This is a genomic window from Aerococcus sp. HMSC062A02 (genome assembly GCF_001809535.1).
Taxonomy (GTDB): domain Bacteria; phylum Bacillota; class Bacilli; order Lactobacillales; family Aerococcaceae; genus Aerococcus.
This window is the reverse complement of record NZ_KV797910.1, coordinates 1-21,856: the sequence shown is the minus strand read 5'-3', so window position 1 is coordinate 21,856 and position 21,856 is coordinate 1. Positions and strand designations below refer to the sequence as shown.

Here is a 21,856-nt window from a genome sequence, read left to right as displayed (position 1 = left end):
CGAATGCTTCGCTCTTTATTCTGCCTTGCTCCAAGCATCCAAAGCTAAGCGCTCTTGCTCTCACCCTGCATAGTCGGGTTCGCAGTTGCAGACTTGAAGTGACTTCACCCAATCGGAACGATCGGCTAAAGCCGCTCTTTTCCGTTTGGGCTCCAGTCATTCAAGTCTGGACGCAACTGCTCTCACCCTGCATAGTCGGGTTCGCAAGAGCAGCTTTGGAGTGCTTTCGCAAGTCGGGAACGAGCAAGCGGGGCTTGCCCTTATCCCGACTTACTCCAAGCATCCAAAGCTTAACGCTCTTGCTCACACCCTTGTTTAATGCGTTTTTCCTCCTACGCTGTGGAGGTCTTCTTTGCCGTCATAAGCGACGATGGCTGAGATGGCGGCTTCTAGGCCTCGGCTGATGTCGGTGAGGCCCATGGATGGGGTGTTGGGACGGTCGACAACTTGTTCGGGGAGGTAAGGGATATGGATGAAGCCGGCGCCCTTAACTTCTGGGTAGGTCTTGTCGATCAGATAGAGGGTTTGGTACATGATGTGGTTGCAGACGAAGGTGCCGGCTGTATTGGAGACTTCTGCAGGCAATTGGGCTTCCTTAACGGCCGCTACCATGGCCTTGATGGGGAGGCTAGAGAAGTAAGCTGCTGGTCCGTCCGCTTGGATAGGCTGGTCGATGGGTTGCTTGCCCTCGTTATCCGCAATTCGAGCATCATCCCAGTTAATAGCCACTCGTTCTGGGGTTAAGGCATAGCGCCCCCCTGCCTGGCCCACATTGACCACATAGTCAGGTTGATGGTCTGCGATGGCCTGGCTCACGACCTCCGCGCTTTTCACAAAGACTGTCGGAATTTCTAACTTAATGACTTCTGCTCCAGCAATTTGGTCAGGGAGTGTTTTGACGGCTTCAGTGGCCGGATTGATCTTATCCTCACCAAAAGGATCAAAAGCTGTAACTAAAATTTTCATCGATAAAGCTCCTTTCTTTTATTAAAAGGCCCAAATATATAGGAGAACAATATGGACCACGATCATAATAAGGGCAAAGGGCAACTGGCGCTTGATGACACCATTGGGATCAGTCATCTCAAGCAAGGCCACAGGGAGGGCGTTGAAATTCCCTGCCATCGGTGTCAATAATGTCCCACAAAAACCGGCTGTCATCCCTAAGGCACCTACAACAACTGGATCAGCCCCCTGCATCAGGACAAAGGGAACCCCGATACCTGCCGTGATAACCGTAAAGGCGGAGAAGGCATTCCCCATCACAGCGGTAAAGAAGACCATGCCCAAGACATAGGCCACAATCCCCCAGAACTTCGACCCAGCTGGGACAATGCCTGCCAAGATTTGGGCCACAATCTCACCGACCCCGGCGTTGACAAAGATCACACCCAGGGCAGCGAGCAGTTGGGGCAAGATACTGGTCGTGCCGACTTGCTGGGTCATCCGATCCGTCTCATAGAGGGCCTCCTTGGCTGAAGGCTTAAAGAGAGCCAAGGCGACCAAAGTTCCCAAGAGCGAGCCAATCCCAATCGAGGAGGCACTGGACTCTGGAATCAGTCGGGCCACAATGACAGCGGACAGGGCCATGACCAAAACCGGTAAGAAAAGTTTCCAGCCAAAACGCTTAGCAGCTGCTTCCTGCTTAGCCTTGTCTTCAACAAAGGCCGTCCCTGCACCGAATTGCTTGAACAAGGTGATGACACCCAAGAGGACCACCAAGATCCCAGAAACCAGACCAGGTAAGAGGCGGCCAAAGACAAAGAGCAAACCTAGAATGGCCCAAAAAGCTGCGGTCCCCCAACGCTTGGGATTCGTTCGATCCTGAGCCCCTTGGTAGGCAGAATAGAAGAAGATCAGACCAGACAAAATAAAGAAAAATTCTAAAACATAGCTAAATAATACTTCCATGGTCATTAGTCCCTTCCTCCTTTATCCGACTTAGAATAGCCATTCAACCGGTCCAGCCGGCGGTCAAAGATATAGTTTGAAAGCAGGCCAAAGACGAAGGCTAGAAAGGCAACAACTAAGGAAGCCATGGCAATCTCAGCAGCAGCAACAGGATAACCCAAGGATTCCATGGTGCCGACAATGAGCAGGGTGCCCGCTGCGCCAACGAAACCATTCTGGGCAAAGAAGTTCCCGATATTCTCCATGGCAGCCGACTGGGCCTTGATTAATTCCAGGCTCTTAGCGTCCGTCTTTTGGTAACGAGCCTTGGCGGCAGACTGGGCCATGGGTTCCACTAGGGGACGGACGAAGGCGGGGTGGCCGCCCAAGCGAACAGAAATAATCCCCGCCACTTCCCGGATCAAGAGATAGAGGCTGAGAAATTTCCCTGTCGTCAAGCCTTGGATGCGGTTGACCAGGCGGACGGCTTGCTCCTTCAAGCCGTAACGCTCCGACAGGCCCATAATGGGAAGGGTTAGGACAAAGAGCGTGACCAAGCGGTTGGCCACAAAGGCGTCCCCCAGGCTGGTCAAAAATTCAGTAATGGACATCCCAGAAGCAAGAGCGGTAACAGCAGCTGCAATAACCACCACCGCAATGGTGTCCAACTTCAAGGCAAAGCCGACCACAATGATCAGGATGCCCAGTAAGGGTAGATAGGACATAAAATTTTCCTCCAATTGTAATGAATTCTTTAAAATTTGTCTCTTGATGGGCATCCGTTTTGCTTTTTGAATTTGCCCCTTGAAGAGCCATGGCTAAGGGTCAACTTCAAAGCTCCACTCCTGCTCAAAAAATAACCTGTATTGATTTCTTGATTACTAGCCATCAACATTAAAAAATTCAATTTTTTTATAAAATCTACTTATTATTATAACACTTTAGGAATAGCTAACATAATATTAATTGCTAAATTTGTTGTAACAGTATAAAAATGCTTCAGTAAGGTTTTAAGTTAGCTACAAAAAAAACGCATTGGGACAGGAAAATTGTCACACAATGCGCTTGTTTCATGTGCTTCTTAGATTTTATATGCCGGTCATTTTATAAAATAGCCGCCGCTGATAAGACCATGGCCGTTGCGACGGCGGCTCCCATACAAGTTGGGGCCACTTTGAACAAGAGGCGGCGGTAGAGGGCGCGCTGGCTGTCTTGGCAGTAAGAGCCAGTCGCCAAATAGAGGCTACCCGTATCGGAGAAAGGCGAAGCTCCTGTTGAGAAGCCGCCCACAATGACCAAGCAGGCCAATAGAAGAACTGGCCAACCCGTCGCACCCGAAATGGCAGCCAAGGCTGGGAAGAAGAGGGGTGCTAGGACGCCGATGGTTGAACTGAAGATCGACATCAGGCCACACAGAACCGTTAGGACAATCGGAATCGTTAGCTTAGGCATGTAAGAGATCAGCTTGGCCATCTCTTCCGTGATGCCCAGCTCAATCCCCAGACTAATCAAGAAGGTCATCCCGCAGGCCACCCAAATCGTCTGCCAAGGAATCTGGTCAAAGACCTTGTCCCGGGGCGCCAAGTTCATCATATAGGCAATAATCCCGAAGATGATAGTCAAGAAGCTGAGGTTGATGTGTTCACTAATAAAAGTCAAGGTTGGGAAGGCGTCGGTAAAGTTGGTAATCATGGCGGGAAGCAAGAGCACCACAGCAAAGCAGGCAATCAAGGCCAAGGTTTGTTTTTGCTTGGAAGTAAAGGCTTGAGGGGGATCAATTTCTACACTCTCTTGACCGTAACTGTAGTGTTGCCAGAGACTAAGCCCGGCAATAAGCACCAGGGGATAGAGGATCGACACACCGAAAATCTTCCAAGTCATCTCAGCCGCCTGGTCAGCAAAGCCCGATTCAGAGAGAACACCCAGGATGATTGCACCGTGAGGACCAAAAGGAATATTCCCGCCATTCATCCCACCTAGGATAACGGAGATGGCAGCCACTGTCTCATTCATCTTAGTCTGCCGGCAGAGCTGGAGGGCAATGGCTCCGACAATCGGCACAGAACCCCAAGTCCCTGCCCCCAAACCAGATAAGAGGGCTGCAGTCAGATAGAGGCCCAAGGGAATAAGCGAGGTATGGTGGCGGAAGCGGTAGATCATGTGGTGGCCCACCGCTTCTAAAGTTCCATTCATCTTAGCGAAGCTGAAGAAGAAGGAAACTCCAAAGATCACCATGAATAACTCAATCGGCCAGAGCGCAAAGACTTGGTCCGTCGTAAAGCCAAAGACGAAGACAGCTAACAAGTAAGCGAAGGCAACCGCGACAAGACCTGCGTTTAAACGGAAACGCTCCCCAATCGCAATTGCCAAGATAATGGTGCCAAAAATAATAAGACTATTCATTTACATTTCCTCCTATTTTAGAATATTCAGACGAATCCTCAAATAAAAAAGCACCCTTCAAGAACCTCTGCGGTCCTCAAAGGGTGCGCTAGCACGGTACCACCTTTGTTGCCAGGCAAAACTGGCCAACTCTCTTCCCCTAGGGGAATGCCGGTTAATGGGGGCACCAGATGCTGGCATTGAGCACTCAGACTGAGTCATCGGCTCATCCTAAAAGTCGAGTTCACCAGCTTATCAGGTCCCCTTCCAGCAAACAGGGACTCTCTAGGCTGACGAGGACTGGCTACTACTACTTCGTCATCGTTTCTTTATGAAATTATCCTTATAATAACACAGTCTAAGAGATAGTCAAGCTAATCTTAATCTTTTTTTAATTTTACTAGCCTTCGCCACCGGTTACACCGAGTGCTTCCCCGGTAATGGCAGCTGCCGCATCGGAAGCCAGGAAGTAGACAGCAGAAGCAATTTCATCGGCTTCCAAGAGACGTCCTAACCATTGGCCGCCGATAATATGGGTCTTGAGCGCTTCATCTTCACTCGTGCCATCTTCCTCAGCCAATTTAGCTAATTGATTGTCGATCAACTTGGTGTGGGTTGGGCCAGGCAGGACACAGTTAGCGGTAATCCCATCCTGGGCGTATTCCTTGGCTACCACATTACTGAAGCCAATTTGGGCGGACTTAGCCGCACAATAAGCGGACTTGTATTTATCCGGGCGACGGCCGTGGCCTGAGGAAATGGTAATAATCCGGCCCTTAGACTGGGCTTTCATAGAAGGTAGGGCATACTTGATGCAGAGGAAGGTCCCTCCCATAATCACATTAAAGACTTGTTGGAATTTCTCATATGGGAAGTCTTCAACGGAAGAAATGTATTGCATCCCTGCATTGTTCACGAGCACATCAATGGCCCCACGCTCGTCGATAATCGCTTCCATCACAGCTTTGACCCGGTCTTCCTTCGACACATCGACCCCAAAGCCTTGTGCCTGACCGAGCGCTTGGGCAGCTTCTTCAGCGGCTTCCTGGTTCAGGTCCAAGATAGCCACCCAGTCTCCAGCCTTAACAAAGTGCTCAGCAATAGCATAGCCAATCCCCTGGGCTGCTCCTGTTACAACTACTGTACGTTCACTCATCTAAATAGCCTCCTTTAAGCTTGACTATGGTCTTCCGCACGTTTCCAAACTAATTGGTCTTCAGGTTTGAGTCCGTTATAAATCTTTAATTTGCCATCTACAATTTGGGCCACGCGAGGTTGGGACTGACCGAGCCAGGTTGGGTTCATGGAGACATCCATATGGTGGGTCAATTCCCCCTTGTCTTCATCGATTTCATAGCGCCCGGAATAGGCCAGATAGCCCTCAGCAGCTTGGGCCATTTCGTCCTGGGTCCCCTTGTGGAGATCCCCTGACGCATAGGCTGGCCGTCCTTGGGCCATGATTTGGGCGGACATATAGCCATCCGGTGTATAGAGGATGAAGCCCTTAGCATCCTCACCTAAAGGATAGACCACTTGACCGGACGCATCAGTCGTTTGATAGGATATCAATTTCCAAGCCCCAATCACTTGGTCACGCATCGATTCTGTCATGAAAATTCCCCCTTGTTTTTTTCAATATCACTTTCATTATAGCACGCTTTATTCAAGAGGGGCGGGTTTTATTATTCTATAAATACAATTACCCTAGTCCATAAAGTTTTTCTGCATTGGCATAGGCGATAGCTTCGAGGTCCTCTTGAGCCAATCCAAAATTAGCCAGATAGTCCCAAACATTGTCTCGGATCACATAAGGATAGTCTACCGACCAGACAATCCGTTCCGCGCCAAAGTAATCCAAGCAGAGCTTAAAGGGGCCGTCATAGAACATCCCACTGGGCGTATAGTAGAAATTATGCTTGAGATAATAGGCAATATTGTGGTCCAAGTGGGTCAGGTCCACTGGCAGGTTCTCATCCAAGCGCTCGAGGAAGTAGGGCAGGCCTTCTCCCCAGTGGCCGGCAACCAATTGGAGTCTGGGGTAGCGGTCAAAGCAGCCTGAGAGAATCAAGCGCAGCATGTGGACCCCCGCTTCATAGTGCCAGCCCATGCCATGGCCAGACAAGACATTCATAACTTGGTCCGACCACTTCCCTTTATAATAGGCCTTGAGCACGTCCTGCTTGATCTCACCCGGATGGATCTGGAGGGGCACGCCCAGTTCTTCCGCCTTGGCAAAGATTGGATCATAGCGGTCATTATCGAGGAATTCTTCCTGGAAAGTACCCTGGAGCAGAGCCCCTTTGAAGCCCAAGTCTTTGACCGTCCGCTCCAATTCCGCTGCAGCCGATTGAGGCTGGTCCACCGGTAAACAAGCCAGTCCATAGAAGCGATCGGGGTGCTTCTGACAGGCCTCAAACAAGTCATCATTGGCTTGCCGGGCCAGGTCGACAGCCGCCTCTCCTCTTAGATCCATGGGGCTGTTATTGCCATAGCTCAGAATTTGCACCGAAACCCCGGCCTGGTCCATATAAGCTAGACGTTTTTGGTCTAAGTCGACAATCGGTCCCCCGGTCTCAACCATCTGATTCAGATATTCAGAAACAAAGGAAGCCTTGGCCTCCTGCTCAGGCGATAAGTCGGCCTGGTTCAAAGCCTGGTACTGGTCGTTGATAGCTTTTGACATATAGTGTTCTTCTACCGTAATTAATTTCATTTCTCCCACCCTTTCTACTTACTATTATAGGTAAAATAGCCTCAAAGGCGAAAGAGAAAGCTAAGTCTGCTATAATTAAAAGAAAAAAAGAAGGTGCCCCATGACCCATATTCTCAAAGACTGGCTCGACTATCTCAGTGCCCACGGGGTCGGCTACTGGATTGCCGGCCTGCTCAGTTTTCTCCTCCTCCTTGCCCTCTACTTCCTCTGCCGTAAGCTTCTCCATCGCTTCAACCGAGACCATTCCCTCTCCCTCCTGCTCCAGTCCATCCTCAACTGGCTGGCATCTTTTGTTTTTATTATTTTCTTTATTTCCTATTTTTCTCACTCTCGCTGGTTCTTCAACCCCCTCTTCAAGCTTGGACAAACGGATGTCTCTACCTTCCTCCTCTTCTCAGTTGGCTTTGCTATTCTTTTAGCCATCCGCTTCGTCAATGGGGTCAAACGCTTCCTCTTGCCTTCCATCTTCCGCCGTTATGACATTGATCCGGGAGCCCAGGCGACCATCACCACCCTCTTCACCTATATTGTCCTGATAGCAGTGGTCCTAGTCACCCTCAAGCAGCTCAACTTCGACCTGACTAGCCTGAGCGTCTTCGCTGGCGTGATCGGGGTGGGCGTCGGCTTCGGCATCCGCAATATTATGAACAACTTCATCTCCGGTTTGATCATCCTCTTCAGCCGGCCCATCCGCGTCGGCGACCTGATCGAAGTGGACGAAACCGTCGCAACGGTTGAAGAAATCCGCATCCGCGAGACTATTGTCCGGACCCGCCGCAATGAGCGGATGCTGATCCCTAATAGCTACTTCCTCGAGAACTCCTTCGTTAACCGGTCCTATGGCGATCCAGAAATCCGTGTCACCGTGTCTGTCGGCATCGACTATGATTCAGACCTCCAACTGGCCCGCCAACTCCTCCTCCAGGCCCTGAAGAACGTCCAAGCCCAGTATCCAGAAATCCTCGATGAACCCAAGGCCCGGGTCTTCCTCACCGAATTCGCGGACTCTTCCATTAACTTTGAGCTCTGGTTCTGGCTCAGCCAACAAAACAACGAGCGCGAACAAATCATCACCACCGAAATCCACTATGAAATCTTCAAACTCTTTGAAGCAGGCGGCATCGAATTCCCCTACCCCCGCCAAGACGTCCGCATCCTCAACCCTATGGATAACAAAACAGACAAAGAGCATACATCCGATGATAGCCAGTAAAAATGACATAGAAATAGCCTTGCCTCTCACTTCATAAGAAGGAGGGACAAGGCTATTTTTATATCAAGAGCAAACTATTCAACTGGCCTCTTGCGGAAAATCTTTTCAATCAGCTGGTAGATTAAGAGCAAGCACAAGGCCCCAGCTGTGTCCAAGAAGACATCTTCCAGCAAACCTGACCGGTTAACCGTAATCGTTTGGCGGAGCTCATCAAAGGAAGCAAAACCAAAAGTCAGAGCCAGGCTGAGCAAGAAAGTCAGGCCCCACCCCTGGCAGTAGGGGCGGAGGGCCAGGTAGAGGAGGACCCCCAAGCTGCCGAAGAGCACAAAGTGTACCCCCTTGCGGATAAAAAATTCCACAAATCCTGCATAGGATAAAGCATCAACGCTAATTTTTTCTCCCGCATAAGTAAAGCGAATCGGCGCTAAGAGCCCAGCAAAAGGTTCACCCGCTAGCAGGCGGCGCAGGATAGGTTGGAGGCTCTGGGCTTCGTAAGGCATAGACGAAGAAAACCAGGTCCCTATAAAAACTAAAACAATCAAAGCTAGCGCTATCCAAGACAAACGCTTATCAGACATCACATCCCCTCCTCTCCTAAAGTTCCCTAAGTATAGCACAAGGGCCCTAGATAAAGTAAAACTTTTACTCAAAAAAAGCCGAACTCGGCTAATCGAGCTCGGCTGCTTCGACAACTAGAGGAAGTTGATAAAGCCATAAATCATAAAGATATTCACAAAATCAATGAAAAGGGCGCCGACGATAGAAACAGCCAGGAAGGCCAAGGGACTTGGTCCGTATTCCTTAGTAAGCTGCTGCATGCAGGCCATGGCATTGGAGGAAGACCCCATCCCGAAACCGATAAAACCGGCTGTCATCACTGCTGCGTCGTAATTGTTCCCCATCAGTTTATAGACCACATAGCGAGCAAAGGCGATGGTGATTATAGCTTCCAGGGCAATGATAATCAGCATTGGGATAGCCATATCGAGGATGGTCCAGAGCTCCAAGCCCACCATGGTCAGGGACAGGAAGATATTGAGGGAAATATCAGAGGTAAAGCCCAGCGCCTCATCATCTAGGATTGGCTTATCCCGAGCATCTGAGATATTCCGCACGGTAGCAGCCACAATCATGGGGCCGATATAGAGGGGGAAGCTGATTCCGCCTACCAAATAACCGACGAAGAAATTCAAGATCTTGGTCAGGAAGATCCCCAAAAAGATAACGACCAGGGTGCCATAAAGCATGACTGCAATCCGTTCCCCCGTCATCTTCTGCCGCTGGCTATGTGACTTGTAGCGGTCACCCGTATTGGCTGAAGCATCCGGATCCTTAGCTGAAAGATTGTGCTTCTTGATAGCCGTGGAAGCTACCGGCCCACCCGAAACCGAACCGAGGACAATGCCCAAGGTGGCGGCAATCACACCGACCGAAGTTGCCGTATCAAAGCCCAGAGCCTCAATGGAAGGCGAAACCGCTGCAGCTGTTCCTGGACCACCGACTAAGGCTGGCGATCCCAGTAAGAGGGCGAGAGGGCCTGGAATGCCGAAAGCCTTACCCAGACCTAAAGCCAGAAAATTCTGGACAAAGATGGCTAAAATCGAAACAAAGAGGAATTTACTGACAATCCCCTTAGCGCGAACCAGGGCCTGCAAACTCGCCTCAAAGCCGATGGTGGTAAAGTAGATCACCATAAAGAGCATGGCATATTCCGTATCGATCTTAATTACCATCAAATTAGCCAGCCTCAAAATCGTATTTACAATGGCGAAAATCAACCCCCCTACAATGGCTGGAGGCAAGGAGTATTCTTCTAGCTTGGGGAATTTATTGATGATCCATTTCCCAAATAAGAGGGTTAAAACAGCAAAACCCATGGACTGGATGCTATCAAATTCAATAGTTAGCATAAGCGCACCTCGCATTAATCAGTTTTATTTACTTACTATTTTATCATAATCTAAAAGAATTATGTTATAAAATATATCGTAAACAAAATATTTTTTTACTGATAAGGCGAATTGACGCATAACATTGAAATGAATTGCTTATTTTTGCTATAGAAGTGGCTGAACCATAACATAATACGTTAGATTATTTTACGTTTCGCAATAAAAAGAAAAGAGACTAGCCCTCCTAAGCAGTCTCTTTTCTCAACTTTGAACTAGCCCAAGCTAAATACGCTTGGCCTCACCCTATGCACTTTGCTCCAGAGGTCTATTTCTCCCGCCAGCTCTCTCAGTCTTGGTAGTCAGGTTCGGCTTGGCAGCTTTCCTGTCACTTCACAAGTCCCCGCCGCAGTCTGTCAGACTGGCTCTGCTGACTTGATCCAGTGAAGGAAAGCTAACTGCCAAGTCTCTCACCCTTTCTAGTTGGGTTCGAGGATGTAGAAAGGGCTCCTCTTCACAAATGGTCGTCGAAGACTTATAGCCTTCTCTGTCCTTTTGCTCCAGAGGCCCCTTTCTACACACATCTTCTCTCACCCTTTAGGACTGACTGGCTTCTTTGCCGGCGATCCGTCCGAAGGTGAAGATATCGGCTAGGGAGTTGCCGCCTAAGCGGTTGCCTGCGTGGATACCGCCTGCTACTTCACCTGCCGCATAGAGACCTGGGATAGCTTGGCCATCTGCATCGAGGACTTGGGCTTGGGTATCAATCCGCAGGCCGCCCATGGTATGGTGGATGGCCGGCTTGCGCGGCGTTGCATAGAAGGGGGCTTCCTCTACTTTAAGATCAAAAGCTCCCTTGTTGAAATCAGGGTCTTCTCCAGCTTCCACATAAGAGTTATATTTTTTCACAGTCTCTTCCAATTGCTCAGGATCCATATCAATCTGCCGAGCTAAATCTGCGACCGTTTCAGCCTTGTAGAGGGTCCCCTCAGCGACTTGCTGGTCGATCTTCTCCTGGCTGGTGTTATAGGCCGTGGCCTTGATGGGTTCATCCGCAATCAGGTAGAAGAGGCCGCCATTAGCGATCGCTGCGGCCGAAATTTCGTCCCGCGTGCCGAATTCATTGACGAAGCGCTGGCCTTCCTGGTTAACCATGAGGAAGTTAGCTGGCGGAACTTGGAGACCTGTGAAAAGGGCCCCTGTCTCTGGGTCACAAGTTGGGAGCATTTGGATCATCCCCATGTCCACTAGGTCAGCGCCGACTGCTTGACCAAGGCGGATGCCGTCACCCGTAATGGCAGGTGAGTTGGAGGTCTTGACGTCATCATCAATCCGTTCCCAGTAAGTATTATACTCTTGGAGCATGGGGGTATTGGCCCCAAAGCCACCCGTAGCTAAAACGACAGCCTGGGCTTCAATCCGCATGGGCGCGCCTTGGTAGGTCCCTTTTGCGCCGATGACTTGGCCTCGGTCGTCTTGGATCAGCTCAGTCACATCAGCTTCCGTATAAATGCTGCCCCCCTCTTTTTCGATAAAGCTCTCAAGGGTGTGGACATAGGCATAGCCTTCATCGGAACGTGGCTTGTGACCCCGCCGCCACATAGCCCCCACTGGCATGTCAACATGGTCGCGGTCGAAGTCGACACCAAGTTCAGTTAACCAGTTCACACTGTCCAAAACATTGTCTGTCAAGGTCTTAACCAAGTCATAGTTACCGTAAACTCGGTTGCCAGATAAGTCTGCACGTTTGCCACCCAAATAGGTTTGGATGCGGTGGAGGAGGACGGAGTCAAAGAGATAGGTCTCGTCCTCTTCACTGCTTTCGAGGTAAGTCTGGATTTGTTGGCGGAGTTCACGGAAGTCTTCTAAGTATTCGTCATCAATCTCTGATTCTGGCGTGGCTGCGATCTCTTCTAGCGTGTGCCCTTCACCTGGCAAAGCAGCAAACTGATTTTGCCAATCTGGATCAGCTGCATTCATAGGGCCACCTGTCCGCACAGTATTGCCCCCAATAGCTGGGAACTTATCCAGGACAATGACCTGCTTACCCTCTTGGATAGCAGCAGCTGCGGCAGCCAAACCAGCACCCCCGCCCCCAACCACGAGGACATCTGTCGTTTCTTCCAGGGCTTCTGCCGCCTGGTGTTGGACCTTGGGCCGGGCTCTCAGAATATCAGGATCAGCCCCCGCCTGGCGTACGGCCTCCGCTACCCCGTCAATAATCCCCTGGCTAGAGACTGTCGCTCCTGAGACCGCATCCACATTCAAGGTCTGGCCTTCGATAATGTCAGCCGGCACCTTGACGAACACCGGATTGGCAATCCCCTTACTCTCCGAACTGGAATCAACTTCGATCCGTTCAATCCGGTCTTCCGAGATTTCAACCTCCATAGGCAAGGCGCTGTTATGTCCAGCTGCTTCCACCTGGTAGGTCCCCGGCTGGTAACGCAATTCTTGATCAGTCATTTTGCTTCCCCTCTTTCGTGATTATTCTCACAATAAGAGTAACACATTCCAGGCAATTATTCAGTGTCCAAGCCTCCTAAAACAAAAAAGTAGCCGCACTGGTTCCCGGCTACTTCTCTTTGAATTAAAAAATTGACGATTAAGCTTTATCAGATGGCCCTTCCACGGCGCGGATAACATTGACCATTTCGATAGCTGCTTGAGCACACTCAGAACCCTTGTTACCTGCCTTGGACCCAGCCCGCTCGATGGCTTGTTCGATGGTATCGGTCGTGATAACACCGAAGAGGACAGGGAGGCCCGTCGCCATGGAGACCTGGGAGATACCCTTGGAGACCTCAGCACAGACATAATCATAGTGGGAAGTCGCCCCGCGGATCACAGCACCCAGGCAAATAATGGCGTCATAGCGGCCCGTCTCAGCCATTTTCTTAGCCAGCAAAGGAATTTCAAAAGCGCCGGGTACCCAGGCCACATCGATGGCCTCTTCCGCTACCCCTTCGCGCTTGAGGCTGTCCACCGCACCTCCTAAGAGTTTCGAAGTGATGAAATCATTGAAGCGGGAAACAACAATCCCCACTTTCATGTCATCAGTATATAAGTTTCCTTCAAATGTCGTCATTTTACTTGTCCTCCTTTAAGTCTAATAAGTGTCCCATCTTAATCTTCTTGGTCAATAGGTAGTTGGCATCATGGGCATTGGCTGGAATTTCCAGAGGCAGGCGCTGGCTAACCGGCATACCATTGGCTTCGAGTTCTTGGACCTTGTCAGGATTGTTGGTCAGCAGGCGAACCGATTGAACGCCCAAGGCCCGAAGCATCTGGGCCCCAAGATAGTATTCCCGGGCATCAGCAGGCTGGCCCAGGGCGAGGTTGGCTTCCAGAGTATCCAGACCTTCCTCTTGCAGGTGGTAGGCCTTGAGTTTGTTGACTAAGCCAATCCCCCGGCCTTCCTGGCGCATATAGAGAAGAACGCCCCGCCCCGTCTGACTAATCTGAGCCAGAGCCTGGTCGAGCTGGGCCCCGCAGTCACAGCGCTCGGACCCGAAGACATCCCCAGTCAGGCATTCCGAATGCAGGCGGCAGATGACGTCTTCAGCCTGGTCCAAGTCGCCCATGGTCAGGGCCAAGTGCTCTTGGCCGGTCAGGCGGTCAACGAAGCAGACCAGGCGGAAGTCTCCATAGCGGGTCGGCAGGGCCACATCCGCCTCCCGGTCCAAGAGCTGGTCATAGCGCTTGCGGTAGGCCTGGAGGTCTTGAATGGTTAGGAAGGTCAGGTTATGGGCTGCCGCAAAAGCTTTGAGTTCTGGGCCGCGCATCATCTGACCATTGTCTGCCATAATTTCACAACAGAGCCCACAAGCCTCTAAGCCAGCCAGGCGCATCAGGTCAACCGTCGCTTCCGTATGGCCATTGCGTTCCAGGACCCCACCCGCTTTGGCCACCAAGGGAAACATATGACCCGGCCGGCGGAAGTCTTTAGGACGGGCCTCCCCAGCCACGACTCGGCGAGCTGTCAAGCCCCGCTCTTCGGCTGAAATCCCTGTCGTCGTAGCCACATGGTCGATAGAAACCGTGAAGGCTGTCTGGTGGTTGTCGGTATTGTGGGCCACCATGGGCTGAAAGTCGAGTTTTTGGGCGATATCCTCGCTCATCGGCATGCAGATCAAGCCCTTTGCCTGGCTAGCCATGAAGTTGACATTGTCTGTGGTCGCAAATTCGGCAGCACAGATCAAGTCCCCCTCGTTTTCACGGTCCTCATCGTCCATGACAAGCACCAGCTTGCCTGCTTTAAGGGCAGCTAATGCCTTTTCCACACGTTCTTTAAACATCCTTGTCCTCCTCCTAGAATCCTTGCTCGCGCAAGTATGGCTCGGTCAGGTCAGAAGATTCTGCCTTAGCCATAAAACGTTTCACATATTTGCCAATCATATCGGTCTCAATATTGACCCAGTCGCCGACCTTCTTCTGTGGCAGGTTGGTCTGGTCCAGGGTGTGGGGAATGACCGACACCCGGAAGCCCCCTTGGTCGACTTGGACCAGGGTCAGGCTGATCCCATCAATGGCCACACTGCCCTGGTTGACCATATCGTCCAAGAGGGCTTTGCCTGCCCTAAAATCATAGACCACCGCATTGCCCTGGGGACGGATGGCTTGAACCTGGGCCTTACCATCAATATGGCCCGAAACAAAGTGGCCACCAAAACGGTCCGAAGCTGCCATGGCCCGTTCCAGGTTGACGCTAGACCCGCGCTCGAGCTGGGCCAGGGCGGTCATCTGCCAGGTCTGGGGCATCACGTCAACCGTGAAAGAAGAGCGGTCGAAATCGGTCACGGTCAGGCAGATGCCATTGACCGCCACACTATCCCCTACTTGAATTTCCTCCAAAACCTTGGCGGCCCCAATTTGGACCACGCAGGCCCGGGAAGACTTCTTGATGGCCTTGATCTTCCCCACTTCTTCAATTAATCCGGTAAACATCCACTCACCACCTTACTTTCTATCAAATAATCTTTACCGACTCGGGACCAGGCAAAGGTTTCCAGCTGGATGGCCTGGTCCGGCGTCTCAACACCTTGGCCAGCGACCGGCGACATGGCCTGGCCACCGAATAGCTTAGGAGCGATATAAGAATGGACTTCATCCACTAAGCCCAGCGCCAAGGCTGACCAGGTCAGTGTGCCCCCTGCTTCTAAGAGGACGCTATCCAGGTCCATCTTCCCGAGCTGGGTCATCAATTCGGCCAGGTCTAAGTGACCCTGGCGACGCCCCAATTCGATGATGCCACAGCCCGCTTCCCGGTAAGGGGCTTGTCGGTCGGCATCCCGGCAGGTCGTTGCCAGGTAGGTAGGTACTTGGTCAGCGGTCTGGACGACTTGACTGTCTAAGGGCGTTCTGAGCTCTGAATCGCAGATAATCCGGACCGGGTCCTTGCCCCCATCCAGCCGGCAAGTCAGGAGGGAATCATCAGCCTGGATGGTATTGACCCCCACCATGATCGCTGAAAGCGCATGGCGGGTCTGGTGGACACGCTGGCGGGCTTCCGGCCCCGTCACCCAGCGCGAAGCCCCCGTCCGTGTGGCAATCTTACCATCCAGGGTCATAGCGTACTTGGCCACCACATAGGGCTTGTGGCTGACGATAAATTTCTCAAAGACCCGGTTTAAGTGCTGGCATTCTTTTTCTAGGACGCCAACTTTAACTTCCAGACCCGCTTCCTTGAGGGCTTGGACCCCCTTACCTGCAACCTTGTCATGGGGGTCTAGGGCTCCGACAACTACCCGCTGGATCCCACTTTCAATCACAGCTTCCGTACAAGGCGGGGTCTTCCCATAGTGGCAACAAGGTTCCAAATTCACATAAAGCGTTGCCCCCTCTGGATCTTCTGTGCAGGCAGCCAAGGCTTCCCTCTCCGCATGGGGCTTGCCGTAAGCCGTGTGGTAGCCCTGACCTAAGACCCGGCCCTCCTTAACGATCACGGCCCCCACTAAGGGATTCGGATTCACCCAGCCCCGACCCTTTTCAGCCAGGTCTAGAGCTTGCTGCATCCATTCTTCATCTCGCATCGAAACACCTCCAAAAAAATAATGCCTTGAATAGAGCTATCCAAGACATTACAAAGAAAAGATTTAATTTGGCTAATAAAAAAATACTCTGAAACGATCATTATCATTTCAGAGCATTCAAAAGCGCTAATTTCTTCTTTCGATCTTCTTTCATCCAGACTATACTGTCGGCTTTGGAATCTCACCAAATCAACCTTGCGGCTCGTGGGCTTTACCACCGGTAGGGACTTGCACCCTGCCCTGAAGATAGATATTCAACTGCCTATATTATAGCCAGCCCCCCTAACAAAGTCAAGGCATATGCTGGAAAGGCTTACATCAAGCTTGACAGGCAGGGTCGAACTTTCTTGAAACAAGCGAATGCTTCGCTCTTATTCTGACTTGCTCCAGTCATCCAAGTCTAAACGCTCTTGCTCACACCCTATCTAGTCGGGTTCGCAAGAGCAGCTGGAGTGCTTTCGCAAGTTGGAAACGTGCAAGCCTGGCTTGCCCTTATTCCAACTTACTCCAAGCATCCAAAGCTAAGCGCTCTTGCTCACACCCTATTTTCAAAACGTCCTCGAATTTGCTCTTGGTGGTCGAGGATATCCCAGCTTTCGTCGGACAGGTGGTTGATAGTCTGCCAATCGCGGAGGTCGGAAGCCTGGCCTTGGTCGGGCAGAATGGGCCGCTGGTAGAGGGTTTCGGCCAGGGTGTTCTGGACCGTGTCTGAGAGCAGGTAGTCGACAAAGTCCTGGGCCAAGTTCAGATGCTTAGTCCCCTTGGCGATTCCGACTCCAGCTGGCAGGTATAGAGTGCCTTCCTCGGGGTAGATTAATTCCAGGTCGGCCCCATCGGCAATCAGTTGTTGGGCTACGGCCTCTGTTGATAAGCCGACCGCGATTTGGCCTTGGACCAGGTCCTGGTTGACCTCCGAGGACTCCTTATAGATCTGGGCTTCCTGGCTAGAGTAGAGCCGACGCACATAGGCCCAGGCCGCATCCGACTGGTAGCCCCCCTTGGCCAAAAGAATCGTCACAAGCTGGGAGAAGCCGCTTGACGAAAGGCGGGGGTCTGCTAGACCGAACTTTCCTTTAAGGGCAGGATGAAGCAGGTCTTCATAGGAATGGATGGTCAGTCCCTGGGTTAACTGGCGGTTGGCTAGAATTACCGTCCCTTCCATGGCATAGGGGGTGTAGGTCTGGTCCTGGGACCGGTAGATGCTAGGCAGGGCCTCAGCTCCCTTGGCCGCATAGGGAATAAAATAATCCCGGTTGGCTTCGTACCAGAGCGTCGCCCCACCGAAGACTAGGTCCGGCTTGGGCTCTCCCTCTCCTGACTTGAGCCGGTCAAACAGCTTGCCCGTCGAATCTTGGACCAGGTCAACCCGGACCCCATAGGCTTGTTCGAAGGCTGGGACCAGGGTCGCCAGGACGCCCTCCGAATTAGGTGTGTAAATCACAAGATCAGCAGGCTCTGCTTCTAGTTTTTCTGGCCGCCAAAAGAGAGACAGAAGCAAGATAAGCGCCAGGCCTATAGCCAATCCGACCCCAATCTTAGTCTTACTTTTCATCCCCTATCCCCTTCCTAAAGGCAGTGGGAGTCATACCCACATACTTCTTAAAGACCTGGTCAAAATAATTATAGTCGGAGAAGCCCAGGTCAGTAGCCAGGTCTGCAATCCGAATGTCCGAATGGGCCTCTAAGACCTGGACGGCTTGAGCAATGCGGTAGCGCTGGATATAGTCGCTCAGACTAACGGTCAGGCTGGCCTTGATCTTGCGGTAGAGGTAGGATTCGCTGTAACCCAGAGCCTTGGCCATCCGTGCCATGGTCAATTTCTCCTTGAAATGGGCGTGAACATAAGCGAGGACCTCCTGGACGAGGGCATCACTGTCTGCGACGAGTCCAGCCAGGAGTTCATCTGCTAGGCCTTCCCCTCCAGCTTCGGGCTGCAGCCGGTCCAAGGCCGCCCGGACAGAAGCCAAAAGTTCCCCTTCGTCGATAGGCTTAGTCACAAAGTCCACCACCCCATAACGGATGGCTTCCTTGGCATTGGCGAAGTCATTGTAGCCTGAGATAATAATTTTCTCAAAAGATTGGTCAGCGACCGCGTCAAACATCTCGAAGGCTCCCATGACCGGCATGGTGATGTCGGTCAGCACTAAGTCGGGCTGGCTATTGCGGATCAGGGCTGCCCCCTCCTGGCCATTGGAGGCCTCTCCGACCACCACGGATCCCAGCTGGGCATAGTCCACCCCGTAGACAAGCCACTTACGAATCCATTCTTCATCTTCAACAATCACAATCCGGTACATGATCCGGCCTCCTTATCCAATAGATTAGACAAGCTCCTTGGTCCAAGTCTTTAACTTCTAGCTGGGCCTCAGGGTAGAGATAGCGCAGGCGCTTGATCGAATTCATCAAGCCATGCTGGCCACGGTTGTTGGCCAAGTCTGCCGCTAAGTGCTCACGCGCTTCCTGGCTAAAGCCCGGCCCATTATCTGCCAGACAAAAGAAGAGACGCTCATCCTGGCAGCCCACGGTCAGCTCAATCCGCAAGTCCGGCCGCTGGTCCCGCCCATACTTGATAGCATTCTCGATAGCCGAAAGCAGGAAGAGCCGGGGAACCTGGACCTGGTCCAGGGCTTTCGGACAGCTAATACGATAAGAAAACTGGGGAAAGCGGACCTGGGTCACCTGGAGATAGTGGTCGATCACCTGCAAATCCTCAGCCAGGTCTGCATCCGCCATCTTGCCGCCCATGGAATAGCGGAGAATCGTTGTCAGTGACCGGATCAGCTGGCTGCAGACTTGAGGGTCGAACTGGCTGGTAATCCGGATGGTCTCCAGGGTATTGTAGAGGAAGTGGGGGTTGAATTGAGCCTCTAGCATTTTGCGCTCATAATTCAGCTTGTCCCGCTCCAAGTCAATCTGTTCATTGTTAAGCTGGCGGATCCGCCCCAGCATCTGGTTCATAGCCTGGGCCAGGTAGGCAAATTCCGCCTCATAGTCCCCCTGGAGGCGGTCCTGGTCCCCCTGGGAAATCAACTGGGTCTCGCCCACCAAGCGGTCAATGGCCCGGCTATTATGCTTGGCCAGGTAAGCCGCGAAGTGGTTGGTCAAGCCCACCATCAGTAGGATCAAAAGCAAGAGACCCGCCAGAGAAACAGCCAAGAGGGAAAGAATGGGCAGGAAGAGAATCTGAGTCTGGAGCTGAAAGCCGCTGGGTAGATGCATCTGTTGGCTAAGATAGAGCTGGTTGTTGGCCAAGGCAAAACGCCCGCTGTTGTTCGGGTCTATCTCCAGGCCAGCCTGATCAGTCGCCAGGACCCGGCCATAGGGATTGCGGAGGACATAAGAAGCCGCGTAAGGGTGCTTAGTTTGGACCAGGTCTGTTCCTTTGATCAGGTAAACGGCAATCTTATGAGGCTGGCGGCGGTAGACCATCAAGTAAGGCTGGCCCGCCACATCGAAGTAGGTTAGCCGGCCTGCCCCCTCCTTAGATTGGACCAGGAGCTCGCGGTAGGTCTCCGGAAGCTTTTGGCCAGCTACAGTATTAAAGACCTCTCGCCCGCTCCCATCGAACAAGAAGAACTGGCCCTCCAACTCTTTTTCCGCCTGGGTCCGGTAGAAGCGGTAGGCCAAGTCGCGGTCTGCCCCCTCCGCCCCTAACATCTCTTGGAGAATCTGGTCCACTCCCGCCAAATCATCAGCAAAAGCCGCTTCGATTCTCGCCGTATCCCGCCGCAGCTGGGTCGTCTGTTCAATATAGGCATAGGCCATAAAGACGAGAACAAGAATTGTCGACACCAGGACCACCAAGAGCGTCCCAATCCGCACCATATCTCGCTCCAAAGATTCCCGAAATGTCTTAGCCATCAGCCCACCTCCTTGCTTATCTAGTATAGACCATTTAAAAGAAAAAACACGAATTAAATTTCATTGGTTTCAGGGAAACGGCATCTTCTTCGGTGCTAATGCCGGTAGCGCTTGTGATTTGGTATTACCTCTCACCTCAATGCCGGTGGAGGAAAAAAAGTCCTCTTTGATTTCTTTACTCAGCCCCAAAGAACAAAAATTAAAGCAGACGGATGCCCACCAACGCTATTTGATAACAATATAAAAACAGAAATTCCATCTTTTAAGACAGAATTCCTGTTCCGATTCGCTTAGTCTTTGACCTTATAATCCGATTCATCGAAGCCGAGCAGGAACTGGGCCACGATGGTAACAACAGTCACAATCAAAATAGTGATGATGGCTTCCACCAAGTAGGACTGGTCCTTAGACACCCACATGGGCAGGCTCAAGAGGGCTGGTGTAACATAGATAAAGGCCTTCATCTTCATCAAGCTAGCGAAGATCCCACCAGCGCAGGCACCGATCATGGAAGCGTACATCGGTTTTTTCAGTGGGAGATTAACCCCGTACATGACAGGACCGGTTGTCCCACCCAGTAAGGCAGTCAGTCCGGTTGAAAAGGCCAGGGACTTCAATTCCTTGTTCTTAGCCCGCAGACCGATTGCGAGACCAGCAGCGGCTTGGGACATGTTGGCGCAGAGGGCAACCACCCGGATAATGGGGTCGTAGCCTTGTTCCGCCACCAGGGTGATAGAGATGGGGCTGAGCGACTTGTGGACCCCGATGGAAACCAACCAAGGATAAGCAGCAGCCAGGAGGGGAATGGCGATGAAGCCAATGTTGTCATAGAGCCAAACCGAACCGTCTGCAATCACATGAGACACCCAGTCGCCGACCGGACCGAAGACAAGGAAGGTCAGCGGTGCCGTGACTAACATGGTCATCAGTGGGACGCCGAAGACCTTGATCATGTCAGGGATGTACTTACGGAAGAAGCGCTCAATGTAAGACATCATCCAGACCGTCAGAAGGGCCGAAACCAGGGTCGTGTCATACTCAATCAGGGGAATATGGAAGCCCAGGAAGTTGACGTCCGTCCCCGCTTCAATCATCTTAACCCAGGTAGGGTGGACGGTCATCAAGCCCATGAAGGCGCCCAGGTAGCGGTTAGCCCCGAAGACCTTGGCGGCCGAGAAGCCCACATAGCCGGGCAGGAAGTAGTAGGACGTATCGAAGATAAACTTGAGGAAGATGTACAAGCTATCGTCCTCAGCCAGGACCCCTGTTAGGTTGAGGACCAGGACAATGACCTTGCCCAGGCCAGCCCCGGCCATGATTGGAACAACTGGTGACAAGGAAGCTGTAATGGCCTTAATAGCCTTGTTGAAGACGGATTCCTTCTTCTCTTCCTTAGCTTCTGCTTCTTCCCCTCCATCCATCATTTCCAGGACCTTCTCGTAGATCTCCTGGCGGTTGTTCTGGATGTGGAGGGTCAGCTGGTAGCCGTCCAGGTCCAGGGATTGGATGCCATCCAGGCTGGCCAATTGGTCCAATTTCACTAAGGAGAGGTCTTTGAGTTCCAACTCAATCCCCTCATCCACTAATTCGATGTATTTAATGTTGTCCGAGCCGGCTAGTGCAGCCAAAATGGCCCGGGATTCCTGTTCAAACACAAGAAAAACCTCCTCATAACTTCTATAGTTGAATTATAGAAGGAATGAAAAGGCTTAAATAGGGGAAAAGTAGGCTAGAATGTGGAAAATTCTATACTTTTTGAAAAAATGTGCTAATGAGCATGCGTTCCGCTTTAATTTTTGGTCGTTATAGAGCCATGGCACCGGTTCGGGCCATGGTCCCTCACCTAGCGAGCTTCAAACGGCTAGTAACGGCTTAC

At 51.7% G+C, this 21,856-nt stretch carries 19 protein-coding genes and 1 riboswitch; of the genes, 1 reads left to right on the top strand and 18 read right to left on the bottom strand.

The features are described from left to right. Positions 1-315: 315 nt before the first annotated feature. From pcp to HMPREF2626_RS00890, 7 genes are all read right to left on the bottom strand, one after another. Positions 316-966, bottom strand: a complete 651-nt coding sequence (gene pcp, locus HMPREF2626_RS00920; protein WP_070616710.1) for a pyroglutamyl-peptidase I — start codon at positions 964-966, stop codon at positions 316-318. Between the two features lie 21 nt (positions 967-987). Beyond that, positions 988-1,911 carry a DUF979 domain-containing protein gene (locus HMPREF2626_RS00915; protein WP_070617108.1) on the bottom strand — a complete coding sequence of 308 codons (924 nt, stop codon included), beginning with the start codon at positions 1,909-1,911 and terminating at the stop codon, positions 988-990. Positions 1,912-1,916: 5 nt separating this feature from the next. Beyond that, positions 1,917-2,615: a DUF969 domain-containing protein gene (locus tag HMPREF2626_RS00910; protein ID WP_070616708.1), complete on the bottom strand. Its 699-nt coding sequence runs from the start codon at positions 2,613-2,615 to the stop codon at positions 1,917-1,919. 379 nt (positions 2,616-2,994) lie between these two features. After that, positions 2,995-4,293 carry an SLC13 family permease gene (locus HMPREF2626_RS00905; protein ID WP_070616705.1) on the bottom strand — a complete coding sequence of 433 codons (1,299 nt, stop codon included), beginning with the start codon at positions 4,291-4,293 and terminating at the stop codon, positions 2,995-2,997. A 379-nt stretch (positions 4,294-4,672) separates the two neighbouring features. Continuing rightward, positions 4,673-5,428 carry an SDR family NAD(P)-dependent oxidoreductase gene (locus HMPREF2626_RS00900; protein WP_070616703.1) on the bottom strand — a complete coding sequence of 252 codons (756 nt, stop codon included), beginning with the start codon at positions 5,426-5,428 and terminating at the stop codon, positions 4,673-4,675. A gap of 14 nt (positions 5,429-5,442) precedes the next feature. Beyond that, positions 5,443-5,883 carry a lipocalin-like domain-containing protein gene (locus HMPREF2626_RS00895; protein ID WP_070616701.1) on the bottom strand — a complete coding sequence of 147 codons (441 nt, stop codon included), beginning with the start codon at positions 5,881-5,883 and terminating at the stop codon, positions 5,443-5,445. Between the two features lie 88 nt (positions 5,884-5,971). Further along, positions 5,972-6,985 carry an amidohydrolase family protein gene (locus HMPREF2626_RS00890; protein ID WP_070616699.1) on the bottom strand — a complete coding sequence of 338 codons (1,014 nt, stop codon included), beginning with the start codon at positions 6,983-6,985 and terminating at the stop codon, positions 5,972-5,974. Between the two features lie 100 nt (positions 6,986-7,085). On the opposite strand from HMPREF2626_RS00890, the gene HMPREF2626_RS00885 reads away from it, so the two are divergent. Continuing rightward, complete coding sequence (locus HMPREF2626_RS00885; RefSeq protein WP_070616698.1) at positions 7,086-8,198, top strand: mechanosensitive ion channel family protein; 1,113 nt, start codon at positions 7,086-7,088, stop codon at positions 8,196-8,198. Between the two features lie 74 nt (positions 8,199-8,272). Here the strand turns inward: HMPREF2626_RS00885 and HMPREF2626_RS00880 are convergent, their stop codons facing one another. The 11 genes from HMPREF2626_RS00880 to HMPREF2626_RS00830 all read right to left on the bottom strand — a co-directional run bounded on the left by HMPREF2626_RS00880 (position 8,273) and on the right by HMPREF2626_RS00830 (position 21,635). Then, positions 8,273-8,776: a VanZ family protein gene (locus tag HMPREF2626_RS00880; protein WP_070616696.1), complete on the bottom strand. Its 504-nt coding sequence runs from the start codon at positions 8,774-8,776 to the stop codon at positions 8,273-8,275. A gap of 114 nt (positions 8,777-8,890) precedes the next feature. After that, positions 8,891-10,108, bottom strand: coding sequence for a sodium/glutamate symporter (locus HMPREF2626_RS00875; protein WP_070616694.1), 1,218 nt, complete (start codon positions 10,106-10,108; stop codon positions 8,891-8,893). Between the two features lie 576 nt (positions 10,109-10,684). Next, positions 10,685-12,553: a flavocytochrome c gene (locus HMPREF2626_RS00870; protein ID WP_070616692.1), complete on the bottom strand. Its 1,869-nt coding sequence runs from the start codon at positions 12,551-12,553 to the stop codon at positions 10,685-10,687. Between the two features lie 139 nt (positions 12,554-12,692). Beyond that, the gene (ribE, locus tag HMPREF2626_RS00865; protein ID WP_070616690.1) at positions 12,693-13,175 is read right to left on the bottom strand and encodes a 6,7-dimethyl-8-ribityllumazine synthase; all 483 of its coding nucleotides are present in this window, start codon (positions 13,173-13,175) and stop codon (positions 12,693-12,695) included. 1 nt (position 13,176) lies between these two features. After that, positions 13,177-14,385 (bottom strand): bifunctional 3,4-dihydroxy-2-butanone-4-phosphate synthase/GTP cyclohydrolase II, encoded by a 1,209-nt coding sequence (locus HMPREF2626_RS00860; protein WP_070616688.1) that lies wholly within the window; start codon positions 14,383-14,385, stop codon positions 13,177-13,179. Positions 14,386-14,398: 13 nt separating this feature from the next. After that, positions 14,399-15,034, bottom strand: coding sequence for a riboflavin synthase (ribE, locus tag HMPREF2626_RS00855; RefSeq protein ID WP_070616687.1), 636 nt, complete (start codon positions 15,032-15,034; stop codon positions 14,399-14,401). Beyond that, positions 15,019-16,119, bottom strand: a complete 1,101-nt coding sequence (gene ribD / locus HMPREF2626_RS00850) for a bifunctional diaminohydroxyphosphoribosylaminopyrimidine deaminase/5-amino-6-(5-phosphoribosylamino)uracil reductase RibD (protein ID WP_070616685.1) — start codon at positions 16,117-16,119, stop codon at positions 15,019-15,021. The genes ribE (HMPREF2626_RS00855) and ribD overlap by 16 nt, the downstream gene beginning before the upstream one ends. A 138-nt stretch (positions 16,120-16,257) precedes the next feature. Continuing rightward, positions 16,258-16,371: riboswitch (FMN riboswitch) on the bottom strand. A 283-nt stretch (positions 16,372-16,654) separates the two neighbouring features. Continuing rightward, the gene (locus HMPREF2626_RS00845; protein WP_070616683.1) at positions 16,655-17,671 is read right to left on the bottom strand and encodes an extracellular solute-binding protein; all 1,017 of its coding nucleotides are present in this window, start codon (positions 17,669-17,671) and stop codon (positions 16,655-16,657) included. Next, complete coding sequence (locus HMPREF2626_RS00840) at positions 17,661-18,416, bottom strand: response regulator transcription factor (RefSeq protein WP_070616681.1); 756 nt, start codon at positions 18,414-18,416, stop codon at positions 17,661-17,663. Before HMPREF2626_RS00840 ends, HMPREF2626_RS00845 begins: the two co-directional genes overlap by 11 nt. After that, positions 18,394-19,980 (bottom strand): sensor histidine kinase, encoded by a 1,587-nt coding sequence (locus HMPREF2626_RS00835; RefSeq protein ID WP_070616679.1) that lies wholly within the window; start codon positions 19,978-19,980, stop codon positions 18,394-18,396. The genes HMPREF2626_RS00840 and HMPREF2626_RS00835 overlap by 23 nt, the downstream gene beginning before the upstream one ends. Positions 19,981-20,270: 290 nt before the next feature. Continuing rightward, a complete protein-coding gene (locus HMPREF2626_RS00830) occupies positions 20,271-21,635 on the bottom strand; it encodes a PTS sugar transporter subunit IIC (RefSeq protein ID WP_070616677.1) in 1,365 nt (454 codons plus the stop codon). Positions 21,636-21,856: the final 221 nt, after the last annotated feature.